The organism is Pseudomonas sp. (genome assembly GCF_032058845.1).
GTDB lineage: Bacteria > Pseudomonadota > Gammaproteobacteria > Pseudomonadales > Pseudomonadaceae > Aquipseudomonas.
Genome location: NZ_DAMCCR010000038.1, coordinates 1 through 20127, shown reverse-complemented (window position 1 = coordinate 20127; position 20127 = coordinate 1). Strand labels below are relative to the sequence as shown.

Below are 20127 nucleotides of genomic sequence, written 5' to 3'. Positions count from 1 at the left end.
GGCAATCAGCGCGTCGACCCGTAAGTTTCCAGCGTCCGCAGCCTGCCTGTTGCACAAGGAGACGTTGAATGCCCTATCAGCCCAATGATCATCTGTTCAGTCATTTTCAAGAACATGGCATCGATTTAAGTGACCTTGAAGCGCAGCTTCAACGGGTTGCGCCTGATAGCCCGAATCTGCCGCTGTACCGCGACATGATGCTGACCGTGCTGCGCATGGCCCATGATGACCGCGACCGCTGGAACGCGAAAATCACCTTGCAGACCCTGCGTGAGCTGGACAACGCCTTCCGCACCCTGCAGCGTTACAAGGGACGACGCAAAGTCACGGTGTTCGGCTCTGCTCGCACACCACTCGAACACCCCATGTATGGCCTGGCCCGCGAATTGGGCTCGGCATTGGCGAGCTCCGACCTGATGGTGATCACCGGTGCCGGTGGCGGCATCATGGCCGCGGCCCATGAGGGTGCTGGCAGTGATCACAGCCTGGGCTTCAACATCACCCTGCCCTTCGAGCAACATGCCAACGCCACGGTTGACGGCACGGACAAGCTCCTGCCCTTCCACTTCTTCTTCATCCGCAAACTGTTCTTCGTCAAAGAGGCCGATGCCCTGGTGCTCTGCCCTGGCGGTTTCGGCACCCTCGACGAAGCGCTGGAAGTACTGACACTGATTCAGACCGGCAAGAGCCCGCTGGTGCCCGTGGTGTTGCTGGACTCGCCCGGCGGTACGTTCTGGCAGGAATGCCTGGACTTCATCAGCCGACAGTTGAAAGACAACCGCTACATCCTGCCCAACGACCTCAATCTGATGAGCCTGGTGTACGACGCACACGAGGCGGTCGAAGAGATCAACCGCTTTTATGCCAACTACCATTCAAGCCGCTGGTTGCAGCACGAATTCCTCATCCGCATGCAGCACCCGTTGAACGAGCGAGCGCTGGGCGAACTTCAGGAAAAATTTGCTGATCTGTGTGTGACAGGCGAGTACTGCCAGAACCCGGACAGCACCATTGGACACGAAGCAGATGACTACAGCCATCTCACACGCCTGACCTTCGCCTTCGCCGGTCGGGACCAGGGCCGCCTGCGTGGACTGATCGACTTCATCAATCGTGAAGAGCATTGGGTCATGCCTGCGTCGCCCTCTCCCGCACAACGCGTGCATGAAGGCGTGAAGACCGACTGACTGTCAGTCTTCCAGATCCCGGCCGCTCAGCAAGCGGCCGATCATCTCCATCGAATAGCCTCGATAGGCGAGAAAACGCGTGTGTTTACCCCGCTCACGGGCATCTTCGGGGCGGATGCCAGCAAATTTTCGCTGCCACACATCGCGCAGTTTCTCGGCCCAGTCCACACCACACTCGCGCAATGCCTGCTCGACGTCGTGACGGTCGAGCCCACGCTGCCCCAGCTCTTCCCGAATACGCGCCGGGCCGTAACCTGAGTTGGAGCGGTAGCGAATGAAGCTCTCGAGATAGCGCGCCTCGCTCAACAAGCCCTCTTCGGCGAGCCGATCGAGCGCGGGCTCGATCAACTCATCGGAGGCGCCCCGCTGCCGAAGCTTGCGCGTCAGCTCGACTCGCCCGTGCTCGCGACGAGCGAGCAAGTCCATGGCGGTGCGCCGTACGGCAACAGACGTATCAAGTACGACGGACATGGCGTGGGCTGTCAGCTCGCGTCAGCGTCAGCGACATCACTGGTGCTGGTAGCGGCTTCGGCCTGGGCAGCGGCCGCGGCTGCAGCGGCTGCTGCATCAAGATTCAGCAGCTTGTCGCGAATCGATTTCTCGATCTCTGCACCCACTGCCGGGTTTTCCGCCAGGTACTTGGCAGAGTTGGCCTTGCCTTGACCGATCTTGTTGCCTTGGTAGCTGTACCACGCACCGGACTTCTCTACGAAACCGTGCGCGACGCCCAGATCGATGATTTCACCGTTGCGGTAGATACCCTTGCCGTAGAGGATCTGGAATTCAGCCTGACGGAACGGTGGTGCCACCTTGTTCTTGACGATCTTGACGCGCGTTTCGCTACCGACCACTTCGTCGCCTTCCTTGACCGCACCGGTACGACGGATGTCCAGGCGCACGGAGGCGTAGAACTTCAACGCGTTACCGCCGGTGGTGGTTTCCGGGCTACCGAACATGACGCCGATCTTCATGCGGATCTGGTTGATGAAGATCACCAGGCAGTTGGCGTTCTTGATGTTACCGGTGATCTTGCGCAGTGCCTGGGACATCAGGCGAGCCTGCAGGCCCACGTGCATGTCACCCATTTCACCTTCGATTTCGGCCTTGGGTACGAGCGCCGCCACGGAGTCGACGATGATCACATCGACCGCGTTGGAACGCACCAGCATGTCGGTGATTTCCAGCGCCTGCTCACCGGTGTCCGGCTGGGAAACCAGCAGGTCATCGACGTTGACGCCCAGCTTGCCAGCGTACTCGGGATCGAGGGCATGCTCGGCGTCGACGAATGCGCAGGTGGCGCCGGCTTTTTGCGCTTCGGCGATGACCGACAGCGTCAGCGTGGTTTTACCCGAAGACTCCGGGCCGTAAATTTCGACGATACGGCCTTTGGGCAGGCCGCCGATGCCCAGCGCAATGTCCAGACCCAGCGAGCCAGTGGAAATGGCTGGAATACGCTGGCGGTCATGGTCGCCCATGCGCATGACTGCGCCTTTACCGAATTGACGTTCGATTTGCCCCAGGGCCGCAGCCAAGGCGCGCTTCTTGTTGTCGTCCATTGAAATCCTCACGTGATCGACAGGCCCTGATGGCCGTGTACTGTATAAGTAGCCAGTATTATTCCACAGGGAAGCGTTTCCGCAAACCCCTGTGTGCGATTTACTCGGTGCCAAGCTGTAACAGGCCTTCCAGTGCAGCGTTCACGGTCTGCTGGCGGACCGCCTCGCGGTCCCCTTCGAACACGTGCCGTTCGGTGCAGATCAGTGCGCCATCGGCCCAGGCCAGCCATACCGTGCCTACGGGCTTTGCGGGCGAGCCGCCACCAGGCCCCGCCACGCCGCTGACCGCAACCGCAAAACGCGCGCCGCTGGCTGCCTGTGCACCCCGTACCATGGCCTCGACCACGGCCTGGCTGACGGCCCCGACCTGTTCGAACAAGTCCGGCGCAACGCCCAGCTGCCGCGTTTTCTGTGCGTTCGAATAGGTGACGAAACCGGCCTCGAACCAGGCCGAGCTGCCGGGTATACGGGTAATGGCTTCGGCAATGCCACCACCGGTACAGGACTCCGCCGTGGTGACCTGGGCGTTCAGACGCTGCAGGTGTTGGCCCAGACGGGTGCTGAGCAATGTGATGGGGTCCATGTCAAGGCTCCTTGCGGGGGTCGCATTACCCTAGCACTCCCTGCCGGTCAGACAATCGCTCGATACGCTTGGTTGCATATGCGCCGATTGCCTGCGGGTTTCTGCAACATGGCTAAAAAGCCTGTAACATTCGCGCGTTTCAAAACCGCCCATCGAATCACCGCTGTAAGGCCCCGTAATGTCCGACCTCGCCGCACACACGCCCATGATGCAACAGTACTGGAGGCTGAAAAATCAGCATCCGGACCAGTTGATGTTCTACCGAATGGGCGATTTCTACGAAATCTTCTACGAAGATGCGAAGAAAGCGGCCAGGTTGCTGGACATCACGCTTACCGCGCGCGGCCAGTCGGCGGGGCAGTCGATTCCCATGTGCGGGATTCCCTACCACTCGGCCGAAGGCTACCTGGCCAAGCTGGTCAAACTTGGCGAATCGGTGGTGATCTGCGAGCAGATCGGTGACCCGGCTACCAGCAAGGGGCCGGTCGAGCGTCAAGTGGTGCGGATCATCACACCGGGCACGGTGAGTGACGAGGCGCTGCTCGATGAGCGCCGTGACAACCTCATTGCCGCCCTGCTGGGTGACGAACGTCTGTTCGGCCTGGCAGTGCTGGACATTACCAGTGGCAACTTCACGGTCCAGGAAATCAAGGGCTGGGAAAACCTGCTGGCCGAACTCGAGCGCATCAATCCGGTTGAATTGCTTTTCCCGGATGACTGGCCCTCTGGCCTGCCTGCGGAAAAGCGCCGTGGCGCTCGGCGGCGTGCACCCTGGGACTTCGACCGCGACTCGGCGCGCAAAAGCCTGTGCCAACAGTTCGCCACCAAAGACCTCAAGGGCTTTGGCTGCGACAAGCTGACCCTGGCGATCGGCGCCGCCGGCTGCCTGCTGACCTACGCCAAGGAAACCCAGCGCACGGCCTTGCCGCACCTGCGCAGCCTGCGCCATGAGCGCCTGGACGACACGGTCATCCTCGACGGTGCCAGCCGCCGCAATCTGGAACTGGACGTCAACCTGGCGGGTGGCCGCGAAAATACCTTGCAGTCGGTCATCGACCGCTGCCAGACCGCCATGGCCAGCCGTCTGCTGGCGCGCTGGCTGAACCGGCCACTGCGTGACCTCAAGGTGCTCAAGGCGCGTCAGGATTCGATCCGCTGCCTGCTCGACGGCTTCCGCTTCGAGAAGCTGCAGCCTCAGCTCAAGGACATTGGTGACATCGAGCGGATTCTCGCGCGGATCGGCTTGCGCAATGCCCGCCCGCGAGACCTGGCGCGACTGCGTGATGCCCTGGGCGCCCTGCCCGAACTGCAGAACGCCTTGTCGGAGCTCGAGGCCCCGCACCTGGCCCGATTGGCGGTCATTGCCGGCACCTATCCAGAGCTGGCCAGCCTGCTGGAGCGGGCCATCATCGACAACCCGCCTGCAGTCATCCGTGACGGCGGCGTACTCAAGGCGGGCTATGACGGCGAGCTGGACGAGCTGCTGGCGATCAGTGAGAACGCGGGCCAGTTTCTCATCGACCTCGAAGCGCGCGAGAAAGCCCGCACCGGGCTTGCCAACCTCAAGGTCGGCTACAACCGCGTGCACGGCTACTTCATCGAATTGCCGAGCAAACAGGCCGAACAGGCCCCGGGCGACTACATCCGCCGCCAGACACTCAAAGGCGCAGAGCGCTTCATCACGCCGGAACTCAAGGCATTCGAGGACAAGGCGCTGTCGGCCAGAAGCCGCGCGCTGGCCCGTGAAAAACTGCTCTATGACGCGCTGCTCGAAACCCTCATCGAGCACCTGGCGCCGCTGCAGGACAGCGCCGCGGCCCTGGCCGAGGTCGATGTGCTGAGCAACCTCGCCGAGCGGGCGCTGAACCTTGACCTGAACTGCCCGACCTTCGTCGACGAACCCTGCCTGCGCATCGACCAGGGCCGTCACCCGGTGGTAGAGCAAGTCCTGACCACGCCATTCGTTGCCAACGACCTGCGGCTGGACGACAGCACGCGCATGTTGATCATCACCGGCCCGAACATGGGCGGTAAGTCGACCTACATGCGCCAGACCGCACTGATCGTGCTCATGGCGCATATCGGCAGCTTCGTGCCTGCGGTGGGCTGCGAGCTGTCGCTGGTCGACCGCATCTTCACCCGTATCGGCTCGAGCGATGACCTCGCCGGGGGGCGCTCGACCTTCATGGTCGAGATGAGCGAAACCGCCAACATCCTGCACAACGCCACCGAGCGCAGCCTGGTGCTGATGGACGAGGTCGGCCGCGGCACCAGCACCTTCGACGGCCTGTCCCTGGCTTGGGCCGCCGCCGAGCGGCTGGCGCAGCTGCGCGCGTATACCTTGTTCGCCACGCACTACTTCGAGCTGACGGTGCTGCCTGACAGCGAGCCCCTGGTCGCCAACGTGCACCTCAATGCGACCGAGCACAACGACCGCATCGTATTCCTGCACCACGTCCTGCCGGGCCCTGCCAGCCAGAGTTATGGCCTGGCGGTGGCGCAACTGGCCGGCGTGCCCACGCCGGTCATCCAGCGTGCGCGCGAACACCTGGGCAGGCTGGAAACCGCAAGCCTGCCGCAGCAGTCGCCTGTGGTGTCGACCCAGAGTCAGCCACAGGCCCCGCACCAAAGCGATCTGTTCGCGAGCCTGCCACACCCGGCCATCGAGAAGCTGGGCAAGCTTGACCTGGACAACACCACACCGCGTCAAGCTATCGAAATGCTATATCAACTAAAAAACCTGTTATAACGCCACGACGCGCAAGCTGGTAGAATCCGGCGCGGTTTGCGAGTGCTGCAGGTTATTAGCCTGGCCTGCAGCCCAGTTCGTAAGCCGTGCAGCCCTGAATGGAAGGGCATGCTGCCGTCGCCTGAGGAGAAAACTAGAAATGTCCTTCGTCGTCACCGACAACTGCATCAAGTGCAAGTACACCGACTGCGTAGAAGTCTGTCCGGTGGACTGCTTCTACGAAGGCCCGAATTTTCTGGTCATTCATCCGGACGAGTGCATCGACTGCGCGTTGTGCGAGCCTGAATGCCCGGCCCAGGCCATCTTCTCGGAAGACGAGATTCCAGCCGGTATGGAAAACTTCATCGAGTTGAATGCCGAGCTGGCTGAAATCTGGCCGAACATCACCGAGAAGAAAGACGCGCTGCCTGATGCAGCCGAGTTCGATGGCCAGACCGGCAAGGTCGCCGACCTGCTGCGCTGACGCTCAATCGCATACGAAAAAGGCCCGTGAGGGCCTTTTCTGTTTCTTGCAGGCAAAAAAAAGGGGCGGTTTGACCCGCCCACATTTTTCTCCATTTGTCCCTGCTGTCCTGCACATCTTCACTGATGAATCGCATCATGCGATGTCCTGAGCCCGCATCCTTGAGGGCTTGTGCCTGTCCGTAGACACAGTTCAGATAGTACCGTTTCCCTGTGAGAGAACAACGGCACCGCCTCTCAAAACACTACGAACGAAACGTTTTTTCATATCTAAAAAAACTTTTACTTTCAATAGGTTGCGAAAAAACCCCAGCTCGAAACGGCAACCATTTACTCCTGCCTACAGCGTTTTCTTACAGCATGCGTGCGAAAACGCTTACACGTAGCACTACACCGCTGGCAATGCGATCGGTTTTAAGGTCAAAAAAAAGCCCCGAGTGGTCGGGGCTTGGGCGTTTCCAGCAACGCTATTGAAACAGCGACTCGCTGGACAGGCCATTCTTCTCAAGGATCTCGCGCAGGCGCTTGAGGCCCTCCACCTGAATCTGCCGAACCCGTTCACGGGTCAGGCCGATCTCAAGCCCTACATCCTCCAGCGTGCTGCTCTCGTGGCCGCGCAGGCCGAAACGGCGGATGACCACCTCACGCTGCTTTTCAGTCAGCTCGCCCAGCCACTGATCGATGCTGCGGGACAGGTCATCGTCCTGCAACAAGTCGCAGGGATCGGTGGGGCGGTCGTCGGTGAGCGTATCGAGAAGCGTCTTGTCCGAGTCAGGGCCCAGGGACACGTCTACCGAAGACACACGCTCATTCAGGCCCAGCATGCGCTTGACCTCCGCGACCGGCTTTTCCAGCAGCGTGGCGATTTCTTCGGCCGAGGGTTCATGATCGAGTTTCTGCGTCAGCTCGCGCGCAGCACGCAAGTAGACGTTGAGTTCCTTGACGACATGAATCGGCAGGCGGATGGTGCGCGTCTGATTCATGATCGCGCGTTCGATGGTCTGGCGAATCCACCAGGTGGCATAGGTCGAGAAACGGAAACCACGCTCGGGGTCGAATTTTTCCACCGCCCGGATCAGTCCCAGGTTGCCCTCTTCGATGAGGTCGAGCAGCGAGAGACCACGGTTCACATAGCGGCGGGCAATTTTCACGACCAGGCGCAGATTGCTCTCGATCATGCGCTTGCGGCCGGCGGGGTCACCTTTCTGGGAAAGGCGTGCGAAGTGGACTTCTTCTTCGGGAGAGAGCAGTGGCGAGAAGCCGATTTCATTCAGATACAACTGGGTAGCGTCGAGCGCCCGGCTGTAATCGATGTACTTGTGTTGCTTGAGCGAAGCACTGGACTTCGACTTGGTTCGAACCGGAGATACAGCAGGTTCGTCTGACACCACATCCGTTTCCAAAACGATGCCGGTCTCCATCAGGAGCACGTCATCGTCGATGTCAAACCTCGGCACTTCTTTACTGAGAGCCATTGTTGTAGTCCTTTGCTGAGTTCGAACTCAGACTCCAGCGACACCTACATCCCTCTGGTATCCCTGGAGCCTGCCCCCTTGCATGAAAGGAACAGGCCGGGTGTTACAACTCAACGGCGTGGCAGGAACTGTAGCGGATCTACGGGCTTACCCTGTCGGCGTATCTCGAAGTGCAGCTTGACTCGATCAGTACCCGTGGACCCCATTTCAGCAATCGTCTGCCCCGCCTTGACTTGCTGCCCTTCCCGAACCAAAAGCCTGCGATTATGACCATAAGCGCTGACGTATGTATCGCTGTGCTTGATGATGATCAGCTCGCCGTAGCCTCTCAGACCACTGCCGGCGTAGACCACGGAACCATTGGACGCAGCAAAAACAGGCTGTCCCAAATCCCCGGCGATATCAATGCCTTTATTCAAACTACCGTTTGAAGCAAATTTACCGATAACCACGCCGTTGGACGGCCACATCCAGCCGCCTGCGGTGCGCTCGGCAGCGGGCACCTGAGTGACGGTAGTCGTGGTGCTGGATGAGGGGGTAGACACGGTTTTGGTGACCACCGGCGTCGGGACGGCGCTGCCTACCGGACGTCGGGTGACCGTGGTCTTGCTCGACGAAGACGGGCTCGATACCACCGTGGTATTGCCCGAGCCACTGGCGAAGCGGACGGCCTGGCCCGGACGGATCGTATAAGGAGGGGCGATGCCGTTGCGCGCAGCCAGCTCCTTGTAGTCCCAGCCATAGCGGAATGCGATGGAGAACAACGTGTCGCCAGGCTTGACCACATACTGGCCGGACGTCACAGGCGTACGTTTGGCAGCGGCGGCGTTGCGATCGACCACCCCAGCGCTGTTGGACCGGGTACTTGAACAACCGGCGAGCAACGTCCCCATGGCCAGCGCAATCACCAGAATTTTGAATGCCGCTCGTTCCTTGCGCTGCCGCATGATTGTGTGAACCACCCGCCGCTCCCCTCGTGCTGCCGAAATGAATGTGCCAAGGACAGCTGAACTGCCCGGATATTGATACCCCTGCACCCCGCTCTCCCAGCGGTGAAACAGGGGGCGCCTTAGACGTCAGTCTGGCAGGCACACGCCACATAGACACAACGCCCCGACGAGAATTCGCCAGAGGTGTAAATTTTCCCGCGTTTGCCTCAGTTGATCGATCCGTTCAACAGCGGTACGAAACGCACGGCGCCCAGCACCGTACGGGAAAAGCCGTTTTCCTCGCGCACGATCAGCATCAGTTGCTGGACATCACCGGCAGGGCCCACCGGGATCACCAGGCGACCACCCGGAGCCAACTGGTCGAGCAGCGCCTGCGGCACTTCGGCCGCGACCGCAGTGACGATGATGCCGTTGTAGGGCGCCAAGGCGGGCCAGCCTTCACAGCCGTCGCCCCAGCGAAACACCACGTTGCGCAGGTTGAGTTCGACCAGACGCTCCTTGGCGCGGTCCTGCAGGCTCTTGATGCGCTCTACGGAAAACACACGCTCCACCAGTTGCGCGAGCACTGCCGTCTGATAGCCCGAGCCCGTGCCGATTTCCATCACCTTGTCCAGAGGCCCCGCCTGCAGCAGTACTTCGCTCATGTGCGCGACGATGAAGGGCTGGGAAATGGTCTGGTTGTGGCCGATCGGCAGGGCCGTGTCTTCATAGGCGCGATGGGCCAGCGCCTCGTCGACGAACAGGTGACGCGGCGTGCCACGAATGACTTCGAGCACCCTGGGGTTACTGATGCCCTCCTCGCTCAAGCGCTGAATCAGGCGCTCTCGTGTGCGCTGAGAGGTCATGCCAATGCCATTTCGCAGCAAGTCGTCCGGCTCGCGCATCAGAGCACGCCCTCCAGCCAGCCGTCGAACAGCTCGAAGGCATCGCTGAACGTGCGATCGAGCTGCAACGGGGTAATGGATACATAGCCCTGCATCACGGCATGGAAATCAGTGCCGGGCCCGCCGTCTTCGGCATCCCCGGCCACAGCGATCCAGTAGCCTTCCTTGCCACGCGGGTTGACCACCTTGGTCGGCGCGGCGGCGCGGGCACGATGGCCGAGGCGCGTGAGGCGGATGCCGCGGATGTGTTCCAGGGGCAGGTTGGGAATGTTCACGTTGAGTACGGTGCGCGGAGGCAGGCTCAGGCGGGCCTGGGCCTCGACCAGGCGGCGGGCGATGTGCGCAGCGGCCGGCAGATTGTCAGGCAGGCGCGAGACCAACGAAAACGCCAGCGACGTGCCGCCGAGAAAACGCCCTTCCAGCGCTGCGGCGACCGTGCCGGAATAGAGCACGTCATCGCCCAGGTTGGCGCCCAGGTTGATCCCCGCGACCACCATGTCGGGGGCTTGGGCGAGCAGGCCATTGAGTCCCAGGTGCACGCAGTCAGTGGGCGTGCCGTTCAGGCTGATGAACCCATTGACCAGGCGCTGCGGGTGCAGCGGCCGGTCGAGGGTCAGCGAGCTGCCTGCGCCGCTTTTGTCTTGCTCCGGCGCAATGACTGCGCACTCGGCGTAGTCAGCCAGCGCGGCATGCAGCGCGGCAAGGCCGGGTGCAGTCACACCGTCGTCGTTTGAAATCAGAATACGCATGGGCTGTCCGTCTGCCCTGCCGGCACCAGATCAACGAGCTCACGCACCACCACGGTAGCGAAGCATCCGGCCGGCAGGACGAATTCCAGTTGCAGGATATCAGGCTCGGGATAATGCCACGTCAAGCGGCCGATAGGGAGCCGCAGGATGCGCCGTTCGTGATCCATGCCCGCCTTCGCCAGCCACTCGCAGAGCGCCGCGTGCGTAGTACCGATGGCGGTTTCCAATGCGCCCGGCGCACCGCTGGCAGGGGTCGCGCCCTCGCCCCACAGTGGGCCGGTGGGGTGCAGATCGAGTTCAGCCAGCCGCGGGTCGACGCATTCAGGCTCGCCGGCGATGAAAAAGCTGCGGCTGTCAGTGAAGGCCAGCAGGTCGCCAACCTGAGCGCGCTGCCAGCTGCCGTCGGCCACGCGCGCGGCCAGTACCTGATTGAACACGTAGCTGCGCGCCGCCGAAAGCAGGCGCGAGCGTACGTTGCGCTGCTCAGGCAAGGCTTGCCGACCCGCCCACTCCAGCGCGCCATACACATTGCCACCCTCGAAGCCGAAGCGCTGGGTACCGAAGTAGTTCGGCACGCCCTGGGCCTTGAGCTGTTCCAGGCGCGCATCGAGTGCGGCGTGATCGGCCTTGAGCTGGGTCAGGCGCAGGGTGAAACCGTTGGCTGCGTGCGCGCCGCGCTGCAGCTTGCGCTGGTGACGGGCCTGCTTGAGGATGCGCAGCGTGTCGTCTTCGGCGCGAGACAGGTCAGGGTCGGCCTTGCCCGGCAAGTGCAGGCTGAACCACTGGCGGGTCAGCGCCTGGCGATCCTTCAGGCCGGCATAGCTGATCGCGCGCGCCGGAACGCCCGCAGCACGGGCCAGACGGCGTGCCGCCTCTTCGGTATTGAGATCGCGCTTTTCCACCCACAGCCACAGGTGTTCACCTTGGCCGGAGAGTGGAATGTCCAGCACCTCATCGACCTGAAAGTCTTCGGCCACAGCCTTGAGCACCGCGCTGCCCAGCGCAGGGCCGGCGGCAGCGGGCCCCAGCAGTTGCTGTTCATTCATACCGGCAGCAACAAGGCGACCGCATGAACCGCGATGCCCTCCTCACGCCCGGTGAAACCGAGCTTTTCCGTGGTCGTGGCCTTGACGTTGACCTGATCGAGGGCAACCTGCAGGTCCTCGGCGATGCACTGGCGCATCTGCTCGATGTGCGGCGCCATCTTCGGCGCCTGGGCCACGATGGTGGCGTCGACATTGCCGACCTTCCAGCCCTTGGCCTGGACGATGCCGACGACATGGCGCAGCAAGACGCGGCTGTCAGCGCCCTTGAATTGCGGGTCGCTGTCCGGGAAATGCTTGCCGATGTCGCCCAGCGCGGCCGCGCCGAGCAACGCATCGCTCAGCGCGTGCAGCACGACATCGCCATCAGAATGAGCCAACAAACCGTAGCAATGCGCAATCCGCACGCCACCCAGGGTGATGAAGTCGCCGTCGGTGAAGCGGTGCACATCGTAGCCATGGCCAATACGCATAGAAAAACGCCCCGATAAAATCAGGGCGTGATTCTACCTGCTTTACCGCAGGGGTGGGCGACTGCCCGCGCGTAACGTCAGACGCGGCCCAGGGCCATGGCGTGATGGCGCAGGTGCTCATCGATGAAGCTGGCGATGAAGAAGTAGCTGTGGTCGTAACCCGGTTGCAGGCGCAGGGTCAGCGCATGGCCACCTTTGCGTGCCGCCTGTTCGAGCGCATGGGGCTTGAGCTGGTTTTCCAGGAAGTCGTCGCGATCCCCCTGATCGACCAACAGCGGCGGGCACTGCCCGGCCGGCGTCTCGCTGAGCAGCACGCTGGCATCCCACTCGCGCCAGCGCAGGCGGTCCTCCCCCAGGTAGCGCGACAGCGCCTTCTCGCCCCACGGGCAGTCCATGGGGTTGCAGATCGGTGAGAACGCCGATACCGACTGGTAGCGCCCCGGGTTGCGCAAGGCGCACACCAGCGCGCCGTGGCCGCCCATCGAATGACCGCTGATGCTGCGCTGCTCGGACGCCGGGAAGTGCGCCTCGATCAGTGCGGGCAGCTCGTCGACCACGTAGTCGTGCATGCGGTAGTGCTGCGCCCACGGCTGCTGGGTGGCATTGACGTAGAAACCGGCGCCCTTGCCGAAGTCCCAGGCGTTGTCCGGGTCACCCGGCACCTGATCGCCACGCGGGCTGGTGTCGGGCGCAACGATGATCAACCCCAGCTCGGCCGCCAGGCGCTGTGCGCCGGCCTTGTGCATGAAGTTCTCGTCGGTGCAGGTCAGGCCGCTCAGCCAGTACAGCACCGGCAGCTTCTCACCCTGCTCGGCCTGTGGCGGCAGGTACACGGCGAACACCATGTCGCAGCCCAGCACCTTGGAGGTGTGCCGGTAGCGTTTGTGCCAGCCGCCAAAACTTTTCTGACAGGAGATGTTTTCCAGGCTCATGACGGACCTCAGAAGTGGATCACGCTGCGGATGCTTTTACCTTCGTGCATCAGGTCGAAGGCCTTGTTGATGTCTTCCAGCCCCATGGTGTGGGTGATGAAGGTATCCAGCGGGATTTCGCCCTGCTGGGACATCTCGACGTAGCTTGGCAGTTCGCTGCGCCCACGCACGCCGCCAAAGGCCGAGCCGCGCCAGACGCGCCCGGTCACCAGCTGGAACGGACGGGTAGCGATTTCCTGGCCGGCACCGGCAACGCCGATGATTACCGACTCGCCCCAGCCCTTGTGGCAGCACTCGAGCGCGGCGCGCATCAGTTGCACATTGCCGATGCACTCGAAGGAGAAGTCCACGCCGCCATCGGTCAGGTCGACGATGACTTCCTGGATCGGACGGTCGTATTCCTTCGGGTTGATGCAGTCGGTTGCGCCGAGCTGCCTGGCGATCTCGAACTTGGCCGGGTTGATGTCGACAGCGATGATGCGCGAGGCCTTGGCCTTCACTGCGCCGATGATTGCCGACAGGCCGATGCCGCCCAGACCGAACACAGCCACGGTGTCACCCGGTTTGACCTTGGCGGTGTTGAGCACGGCGCCAATGCCGGTGGTGACGCCGCAGCCCAGCAGGCAGACCTTTTCCAGCGGGGCGTCTTTCTGAATCTTGGCGACGGAAATTTCCGGCAGCACGGTGTATTCAGAAAACGTCGAGGTGCCCATGTAGTGGAACAGCTGCTGACCCTTGTAGGAAAAGCGCGTGGTGCCATCGGGCATCAGGCCTTTGCCTTGGGTGGCACGAATCGCCTGGCACAGGTTGGTCTTGCCCGAGCGGCAGAATTTGCACTGCCCGCATTCGGGGGTGTACAGCGGGATCACATGATCGCCGACGGCAACCGAGGTGACACCCTCGCCAATCGCTTCGACGATGGCACCGCCTTCATGGCCGAGGATGGAAGGGAAAATGCCTTCCGGGTCCGCGCCCGACAGGGTGTAAGCGTCGGTGTGGCAGACGCCGCTGGCGACGACGCGCAGCAACACTTCACCGGCCTTGGGCATGGCGACGTCGACTTCGACGATTTCCAGCGGTTTCTTGGCCTCGAAGGCAACGGCAGCACGGGACTTGATCATCAACGGTCTCCTGTAGGAAATGTGGAACCAGCGCTGAGTGTAATTCACCTGCTTTTGATGAATAATCCAGCCTAGGTCAAAACATTATTGCCGTACAGGGATAATCCATGAGTAGCCGCTGGGAAGGCATCGACGAATTCGTGGCAGTTGCCGAACACGGCCAGTTCACGGCGGCAGCCGAGCGGCTGGGGGTGTCGTCGTCGCACATCAGCCGGCAGATCGCACGGCTCGAGGAGCGTTTGCAGACCCCGCTGCTGTACCGCAGTACACGGCGGGTCACGCTGAGCGAGGCCGGTCAGACCTTCCTGCATCATTGCCAGCGCCTGCAGGACGGCCGCGAAGAAGCCTTGAGGGCCATGGGCGATCTGGCCAGTGAGCCCAAAGGCCTGCTGCGCATGACCTGCGCGGTGGCCTATGGCGAACGTTTCATCGTGCCGCTGGTGACCCGTTTCATGGCGCTCTACCCCCAGCTGCGTCTGGAAGTGGAGCTGAGCAACAGCAACCTGGACCTGCTGCACGAAGGCATGGACCTGGCCATTCGCCTGGGCCGCCTGCAGGACTCGCGCCTGGTGGCCAGTCGGCTTGCGCCGCGACGCATGTACGTCTGCGCCTCCCCCGCCTACCTGGAGCGCTATGGCCGGCCGCACAGCCTCTCGGAGCTGGCCCGGCACAATTGCCTGATTGGCAGTTCGGATATCTGGAGCCTGCAACAGGATGGCCGCGAGCTGAGCCAGCGGGTGCAGGGCAACTGGCGCTGCAACAGCGGCCAGGCAGTGCTCGATGCCGCCCTGCAAGGGATGGGGCTGGGGCAATTGCCGGACTACTACGTGCTCGAACACCTGCGCAGCGGCGCGTTAGTCTCGCTACTCGATGCGCATCAGCCGCCCAACACCGCCGTGTGGGCGCTGTACCCGCAGCAGCGGCACCTCTCGCCCAAGGTGCGCCGGCTGGTGGACTACCTCAAGGAAGAACTGGCCAAGCGGCCGGAGTATTGCCAGGCGTGAGCGCTCGCGCTTCAGCGGCGGCTCGACCAGCGTTGGCGCAACCATTCGAGGTCTTCGGGGCGGGTGACCTTGATGTTGTCACCGCGTCCTTCGATCAGGCGCGGCGCCTGGCCGGACCACTCCATCGCCGAGGCCTCGTCGGTCACTGCCACGTCGGAAACCTGGCACTCGGCCAGCGCCCGATGCAAGGCGCCAAGCCGGAACATCTGCGGGGTATAGGCCAGCCAGATGGTGCTGCGGTCGACAGTGGCTGCAACGCGACCATTGGCGCCGGCGCGCTTGAGGGTGTCCTTGGCGGGAATGGCCAGCAGGCCGCCGACCGGGTCGTCAGCCAGCTCGCTCAGCAGCTTGTCGAGGTCGGTGCGGGCGAGATTTGGCCGGGCGGCATCGTGCACCAGCACCCAGTCGTCGTCGGCAGCGCCGTGGGCATGCAGTAACAGCAAGGCGTTGAGTACCGAGTCGGCGCGCTCCTGGCCCCCCGGCGCACGCTGGATGCGTGAGTCGCGGGCACAGTGCAGGCCGGGCCAGAACGGATCGTCTTCAGCGAGGCTGACGACCACCCCCTTGAGCTGTGGGTGATCGAGAAAACAGTCGAGGGCATGCTCGATCAGGGTCTTGCCGCCCAGTGACAAGTACTGTTTGGGCCGATCGGCGGCCATGCGCGCGCCGACGCCTGCGGCAGGCAGCACGGCCCAGAAGGCTGGTAAGGTCATTTTTGCGGTAGCTGGTAAAGGGTTTCGCCTTCCTTGACCATCCCCAACTCGTGACGCGCCCGTTCTTCGACGGTTTCCATGCCCTTCTTCAACTCCAGAACCTCGGCATCGAGCACGCGGTTGCGCTCCAGCAGACGCACGTTTTCGGCGTGCTGGTCGTCGATTTGCTGCTTGAGTTCGGCCACTTGCGCCAGGCTGCCGTTGCCCACCCACAGACGGTACTGCAGGCCGGCGAGCAGCAGGAGCAGAACGAGGAACAACCAATAAGGACTGCGCATCAAGGTATCCAGGGTGTGAAAGGCTGCGGACGCATGCCTCATATAGCACGAAGCCTGGCCAAGGCCAGGCTTCGTCGACAGAAACCCGTGTGAGTGTCCGGAGGGTTCAGTGAGAACCCTCGGATACATCCGGCTGCCGTCTTTTTACCATCTCTTGCTCAGCCGCGAAACTCGTCGCGACCTTTGTAGACCGCCTTGGCACCCAGTTGCTCTTCGATGCGCAGCAGCTGGTTGTACTTGGAGACGCGATCGGAACGGCACAGCGAGCCGGTCTTGATCTGGCCGGCGGCGGTACCGACGGCGAGGTCGGCGATGGTGGAGTCTTCGGTCTCACCGGAACGGTGCGAAATAACCGCGGTGTAACCGGCCGCCTTGGCCATCTGAATGGCCTCGAGAGTTTCGGTCAGCGTGCCGATCTGGTTGAACTTGATCAGGATCGAGTTACCGATGCCCTTGTCGATGCCTTCCTTGAGGATCTTGGTGTTGGTCACGAACAGGTCGTCACCGACCAGTTGCACCTTCTCGCCGATCTTGTCGGTCAGGATCTTCCAGCCAGCCCAGTCGGATTCGTCCAGACCGTCTTCGATGGAGATGATCGGGAAGCGTTCGGTCAGGCCTTTGAGGTAATCGGCAAAACCTTCGGCATCGAACGACTTGCCTTCGCCCGAGAGGTTGTATTTGCCGTCTTCGAAGAACTCGGAGGCTGCGCAGTCCAGCGCCAGGGTCACATCGGTGCCGAGCTTGTAGCCCGCTTTTTCCACGGCTTCGGCGATGGCGCCCAGGGCGTCTTCGTTGGAGGCCAGGTTCGGGGCGAAGCCACCTTCGTCACCCACGGCGGTGTTCAGGCCACGGGCCTTGAGCACGGCTTTGAGGTGGTGGAAGATCTCGGTGCCCATGCGCAGGCCATCGGAGAAGGTCTTGGCGCCAACCGGCTGCACCATGAACTCCTGGATGTCGACGTTGTTATCGGCATGCTCACCACCGTTGATGATGTTCATCATCGGCACTGGCATGGAGTACTGACCCGGGGTGCCGTTGAGGTTGGCGATGTGTGCGTACAGCGGCAGGTCCTGGTCCTGGGCAGCAGCCTTGGCAGCAGCCAGGGACACGGCGAGGATGGCGTTGGCGCCCAGGGATGCCTTGTTCTCGGTGCCGTCCAGCTCGATCATGGCGCGGTCGAGCGCCTTCTGGTCCGACGGATCCTTGCCCAGCAGCAGGTCACGGATCGGGCCATTGATGTTGCCGATGGCCTTCAATACACCTTTGCCCAGGTAACGGCTCTTGTCGCCATCACGCAGCTCGAGCGCTTCACGCGAGCCGGTGGAAGCACCGGACGGCGCGCAGGCGCTGCCGATGATGCCGTTGTCGAGCAGTACGTCGGCTTCCACGGTGGGGTTGCCACGAGAATCGAGAACTTCACGACCTTTGATGTCGACGATCTTTGCCATTGTTGTAAGCACTCCGGAATTGACGAAAACAACGCAACGAGGGAAATCGGCCGTTGGCCAGGCAAGCGGTTGAACCCAGGGCCTGGCAGCCACTGACTACAGGGTCAGGGAACGAACGGGCGGTACTTTACCGGAGAAACCGGCAAGATGCTGGCTTCTACCGTCGGAAATCTGTTCAGCGTGCGCAGGCGCAGGGACAGCCGCGACGCATGAACCTTCGTGCGGGCGCCGCCCACCCACCGCCTGGGCGATGAACGAGCGACGCTGGCGCCACTCAGGCCTTGTGCTTCTGCGCCAGGGCCGCTTTGACGAAACCGCTGAACAGCGGGTGGCCGTCACGCGGGGTGGAGGTGAACTCCGGGTGGAACTGGCAGGCGACGAACCAGGGGTGGTCCTTGGACTCGACCACTTCCACCAGCGCGCCATCACCGGAGCGCCCGGAGATCACCAGGCCGGCATCCACCATCTGCGGCAGCAGCGTGTTGTTGACCTCGTAACGGTGACGGTGACGCTCGACGATCACGTCCTGACCGTAGCAGTCATGCACGTTCGAGCTGCCGACCAGCTGGCATTCCTGCGCGCCCAGGCGCATGGTGCCGCCGAGGTCGGAGGTTTCGGTACGGGTTTCGACCGCGCCGGTGTTGTCCGACCACTCGGTGATCAGGCCGACCACCGGGTGACCGCTGTTGCGGTCGAACTCGGTGGAGTTGGCATCGGTCCAGCCCATGACGTTACGGGCGAACTCGATGACCGCCACTTGCATGCCCAGGCAGATGCCGAGGTACGGAACCTTGTTCTCACGGGCGTATTGAACGGCCTGGATCTTGCCCTCCACGCCGCGCAGACCGAAACCGCCCGGCACCAGAATGGCATCGGCACCTTCGAGCAGGCTGGTGCCCTGATTCTCGATGTCTTCGGAGTCGATGTAGCGCAGGTTGACCTTGGTGCGGTTCTGGATACCGGCGTGGCTCATCGCCTCGATCAGCGACTTGTAGGCATCGAGCAGTTCCATGTACTTGCCGACCATGGCGATGGTGACTTCATGCTCGGGGTTGAGCTTGGCATCGACCACTTTGTCCCACTCGGACAGGTCGGCGCTGTCGCATTGCAGGCCGAAGCGCTCGGTGACGAAATCGTCCAGGCCCTGTGCATGCAGGATGCCGGGGATCTTGTAGATGGTGTCGGCGTCTTCCAGCGCGATCACCGCACGCTCTTCGACGTTGGTGAACTGGGCGATCTTGCGACGCGACGAATTGTCGATCGGGTGATCGGAGCGGCACACCAGCACGTCGGGCTGCAGGCCAATGGAGCGCAGCTCTTTGACCGAATGCTGCGTCGGCTTGGTCTTGGTCTCGCCGGCGGTGGCGATGTACGGCACGAGGGTCAGGTGCATGAGCATCGCGCGCTTGGCGCCGACCTCGAAACGCAATTGGCGAATCGCCTCCAGGAACGGTTGCGACTCGATGTCACCGACCGTACCGCCGATCTCGACCAGCGCGACGTCAGCATCGCCTGCACCCTTGATGATGCGGCGCTTGATCTCGTCGGTGATGTGCGGAATGACCTGGATGGTGGCGCCCAGGTAATCACCACGGCGCTCTTTGCGCAGCACGTGTTCGTAGACACGGCCCGTGGTGAAGTTGTTGTTCTGGGTCATGGTGGTGCGGATGAACCGCTCGTAGTGGCCCAGGTCAAGGTCAGTCTCGGCGCCGTCGTGGGTGACGAACACTTCACCGTGCTGGAACGGGCTCATGGTGCCCGGATCGACGTTGATGTACGGGTCCAGCTTGAGCATGGTGACCTTGAGCCCCCGCGCTTCCAGGATGGCCGCCAGGGAAGCCGAGGCAATGCCTTTCCCCAATGAAGAAACAACACCGCCCGTGACGAATATGTAGCGCGTCATGAAAAACCCTAGAAGTCTGCGTTAAGGCGGCCAGCGCCGCCGGAGAAAGCGAAGGAAGGCCGAAGCCCCCGATCACCTGCGTCAATCACAGTGCATCTCGAAAAACTGCCGCGTCTGTACAAACCGGGTAATCCCAGCAAGGAGCTCGCTTGTCATTTTCAGAAATTCAGCCCAGCAAAAAACTGCTTGGTAATCGGCAACTGCTGCGTTTTCGAGGAAGCCGCAGAAGTTGTATCAAGAAGGGAGGGTAGTCTACCGGAATGTCCAGATCAGCTCAAACCTTGCGCGCTGTTTGGTGGTACCCAGGTGACCTCGGGCAGGGTCGTGGCAAGGCCAGGCAAGTTGGCGACGCCGAGCAAGCGCTCGCCCTGCCAGACCAGCGGCAGGCGCTGGCGCAGGAAATGCGGCACCTGCAGCTCATTGAACAAGCGCTTGAGATCACGCCGGCCGCGCCCCGGCAGGTCGAGCACCTCCCCGCCCCGACGGTACGCAATGCGCAGCCCGGCGCCGTGCGGCTCGTCCAGCGGCGCCAGGACGCCGTTGCCTGGCAATTGCAGGGCGACAGCCGGATCGGGCCAGGCGATGTCACCGGAAGGCGCCTGCAACCAGGCACCGCT

The 20127-nt window shown here is 62.4% G+C and carries 20 protein-coding genes; 4 read left to right on the top strand and 16 right to left on the bottom strand.

The annotated features are described in order from the left end of the window. The first annotated feature begins 68 nt into the window (after positions 1 to 68). Positions 69 to 1187, top strand: coding sequence for an LOG family protein (locus tag RT028_RS09580; RefSeq protein ID WP_312934479.1), 1119 nt, complete (start codon positions 69 to 71; stop codon positions 1185 to 1187). A 3-nt stretch (positions 1188 to 1190) separates the two neighbouring features. On the opposite strand, the gene recX is transcribed toward RT028_RS09580, so the two are convergent. The 3 genes from recX to RT028_RS09565 form a co-directional block, all read right to left on the bottom strand. Then, positions 1191 to 1658 (bottom strand): recombination regulator RecX, encoded by a 468-nt coding sequence (recX, locus tag RT028_RS09575; RefSeq protein WP_312934478.1) that lies wholly within the window; start codon positions 1656 to 1658, stop codon positions 1191 to 1193. An 11-nt stretch (positions 1659 to 1669) separates the two neighbouring features. After that, the gene (gene recA, locus RT028_RS09570; RefSeq protein WP_312934477.1) at positions 1670 to 2743 is read right to left on the bottom strand and encodes a recombinase RecA; all 1074 of its coding nucleotides are present in this window, start codon (positions 2741 to 2743) and stop codon (positions 1670 to 1672) included. Between the two features lie 100 nt (positions 2744 to 2843). Next, a complete protein-coding gene (locus tag RT028_RS09565) occupies positions 2844 to 3326 on the bottom strand; it encodes a CinA family protein (RefSeq protein WP_312934476.1) in 483 nt (160 codons plus the stop codon). 178 nt (positions 3327 to 3504) lie between these two features. Between RT028_RS09565 and mutS the strand changes: the two genes are divergently transcribed. Both mutS and fdxA read left to right on the top strand, forming a co-directional pair. Further along, entirely contained in the window at positions 3505 to 6075 is a 2571-nt protein-coding gene (gene mutS, locus RT028_RS09560) for a DNA mismatch repair protein MutS (protein WP_312934475.1), read from the top strand. A gap of 139 nt (positions 6076 to 6214) precedes the next feature. Further along, positions 6215 to 6538, top strand: coding sequence for a ferredoxin FdxA (fdxA, locus tag RT028_RS09555; protein WP_312934474.1), 324 nt, complete (start codon positions 6215 to 6217; stop codon positions 6536 to 6538). A gap of 466 nt (positions 6539 to 7004) precedes the next feature. On the opposite strand, the gene rpoS is transcribed toward fdxA, so the two are convergent. The 8 genes from rpoS to RT028_RS09515 form a co-directional block, all read right to left on the bottom strand. After that, positions 7005 to 8012 carry an RNA polymerase sigma factor RpoS gene (rpoS, locus tag RT028_RS09550; RefSeq protein ID WP_312934473.1) on the bottom strand — a complete coding sequence of 336 codons (1008 nt, stop codon included), beginning with the start codon at positions 8010 to 8012 and terminating at the stop codon, positions 7005 to 7007. A gap of 110 nt (positions 8013 to 8122) precedes the next feature. After that, entirely contained in the window at positions 8123 to 8974 is an 852-nt protein-coding gene (locus RT028_RS09545; protein WP_312934472.1) for a peptidoglycan DD-metalloendopeptidase family protein, read from the bottom strand. Positions 8975 to 9168: 194 nt separating this feature from the next. Beyond that, positions 9169 to 9807: a protein-L-isoaspartate(D-aspartate) O-methyltransferase gene (locus RT028_RS09540; protein WP_312934495.1), complete on the bottom strand. Its 639-nt coding sequence runs from the start codon at positions 9805 to 9807 to the stop codon at positions 9169 to 9171. A gap of 38 nt (positions 9808 to 9845) precedes the next feature. Next, positions 9846 to 10595: a 5'/3'-nucleotidase SurE gene (gene surE / locus RT028_RS09535; RefSeq protein ID WP_312934471.1), complete on the bottom strand. Its 750-nt coding sequence runs from the start codon at positions 10593 to 10595 to the stop codon at positions 9846 to 9848. Further along, positions 10583 to 11641 (bottom strand): tRNA pseudouridine(13) synthase TruD, encoded by a 1059-nt coding sequence (truD, locus tag RT028_RS09530; RefSeq protein ID WP_312934470.1) that lies wholly within the window; start codon positions 11639 to 11641, stop codon positions 10583 to 10585. The genes surE and truD overlap by 13 nt, the downstream gene beginning before the upstream one ends. Then, on the bottom strand, positions 11638 to 12111 hold the full coding sequence (gene ispF, locus RT028_RS09525) for a 2-C-methyl-D-erythritol 2,4-cyclodiphosphate synthase (protein ID WP_312934469.1): 474 nt from the start codon (positions 12109 to 12111) through the stop codon (positions 11638 to 11640). Before ispF ends, truD begins: the two co-directional genes overlap by 4 nt. A gap of 77 nt (positions 12112 to 12188) precedes the next feature. Further along, positions 12189 to 13043: an S-formylglutathione hydrolase gene (fghA, locus tag RT028_RS09520; protein WP_312934468.1), complete on the bottom strand. Its 855-nt coding sequence runs from the start codon at positions 13041 to 13043 to the stop codon at positions 12189 to 12191. 8 nt (positions 13044 to 13051) lie between these two features. Further along, entirely contained in the window at positions 13052 to 14164 is a 1113-nt protein-coding gene (locus RT028_RS09515; protein ID WP_312934467.1) for an S-(hydroxymethyl)glutathione dehydrogenase/class III alcohol dehydrogenase, read from the bottom strand. A gap of 107 nt (positions 14165 to 14271) precedes the next feature. On the opposite strand from RT028_RS09515, the gene RT028_RS09510 reads away from it, so the two are divergent. Further along, positions 14272 to 15168 (top strand): LysR substrate-binding domain-containing protein, encoded by an 897-nt coding sequence (locus RT028_RS09510; RefSeq protein WP_312934466.1) that lies wholly within the window; start codon positions 14272 to 14274, stop codon positions 15166 to 15168. Between the two features lie 11 nt (positions 15169 to 15179). Here the strand turns inward: RT028_RS09510 and ispD are convergent, their stop codons facing one another. The 5 genes from ispD to tilS form a co-directional block, all read right to left on the bottom strand. Beyond that, complete coding sequence (ispD, locus tag RT028_RS09505) at positions 15180 to 15881, bottom strand: 2-C-methyl-D-erythritol 4-phosphate cytidylyltransferase (protein ID WP_312934465.1); 702 nt, start codon at positions 15879 to 15881, stop codon at positions 15180 to 15182. Beyond that, positions 15878 to 16159 carry a cell division protein FtsB gene (gene ftsB / locus RT028_RS09500; protein ID WP_312934464.1) on the bottom strand — a complete coding sequence of 94 codons (282 nt, stop codon included), beginning with the start codon at positions 16157 to 16159 and terminating at the stop codon, positions 15878 to 15880. Before ftsB ends, ispD begins: the two co-directional genes overlap by 4 nt. Before the next feature lie 158 nt (positions 16160 to 16317). Further along, on the bottom strand, positions 16318 to 17607 hold the full coding sequence (gene eno / locus RT028_RS09495) for a phosphopyruvate hydratase (RefSeq protein WP_312934463.1): 1290 nt from the start codon (positions 17605 to 17607) through the stop codon (positions 16318 to 16320). A gap of 274 nt (positions 17608 to 17881) precedes the next feature. Then, positions 17882 to 19510 carry a CTP synthase gene (locus tag RT028_RS09490; protein WP_312934462.1) on the bottom strand — a complete coding sequence of 543 codons (1629 nt, stop codon included), beginning with the start codon at positions 19508 to 19510 and terminating at the stop codon, positions 17882 to 17884. A gap of 269 nt (positions 19511 to 19779) precedes the next feature. Next, positions 19780 to 20127 (bottom strand): tRNA lysidine(34) synthetase TilS (gene tilS, locus RT028_RS09485; protein WP_312934461.1); only part of this gene is annotated, 348 nt, incomplete at its 5' end.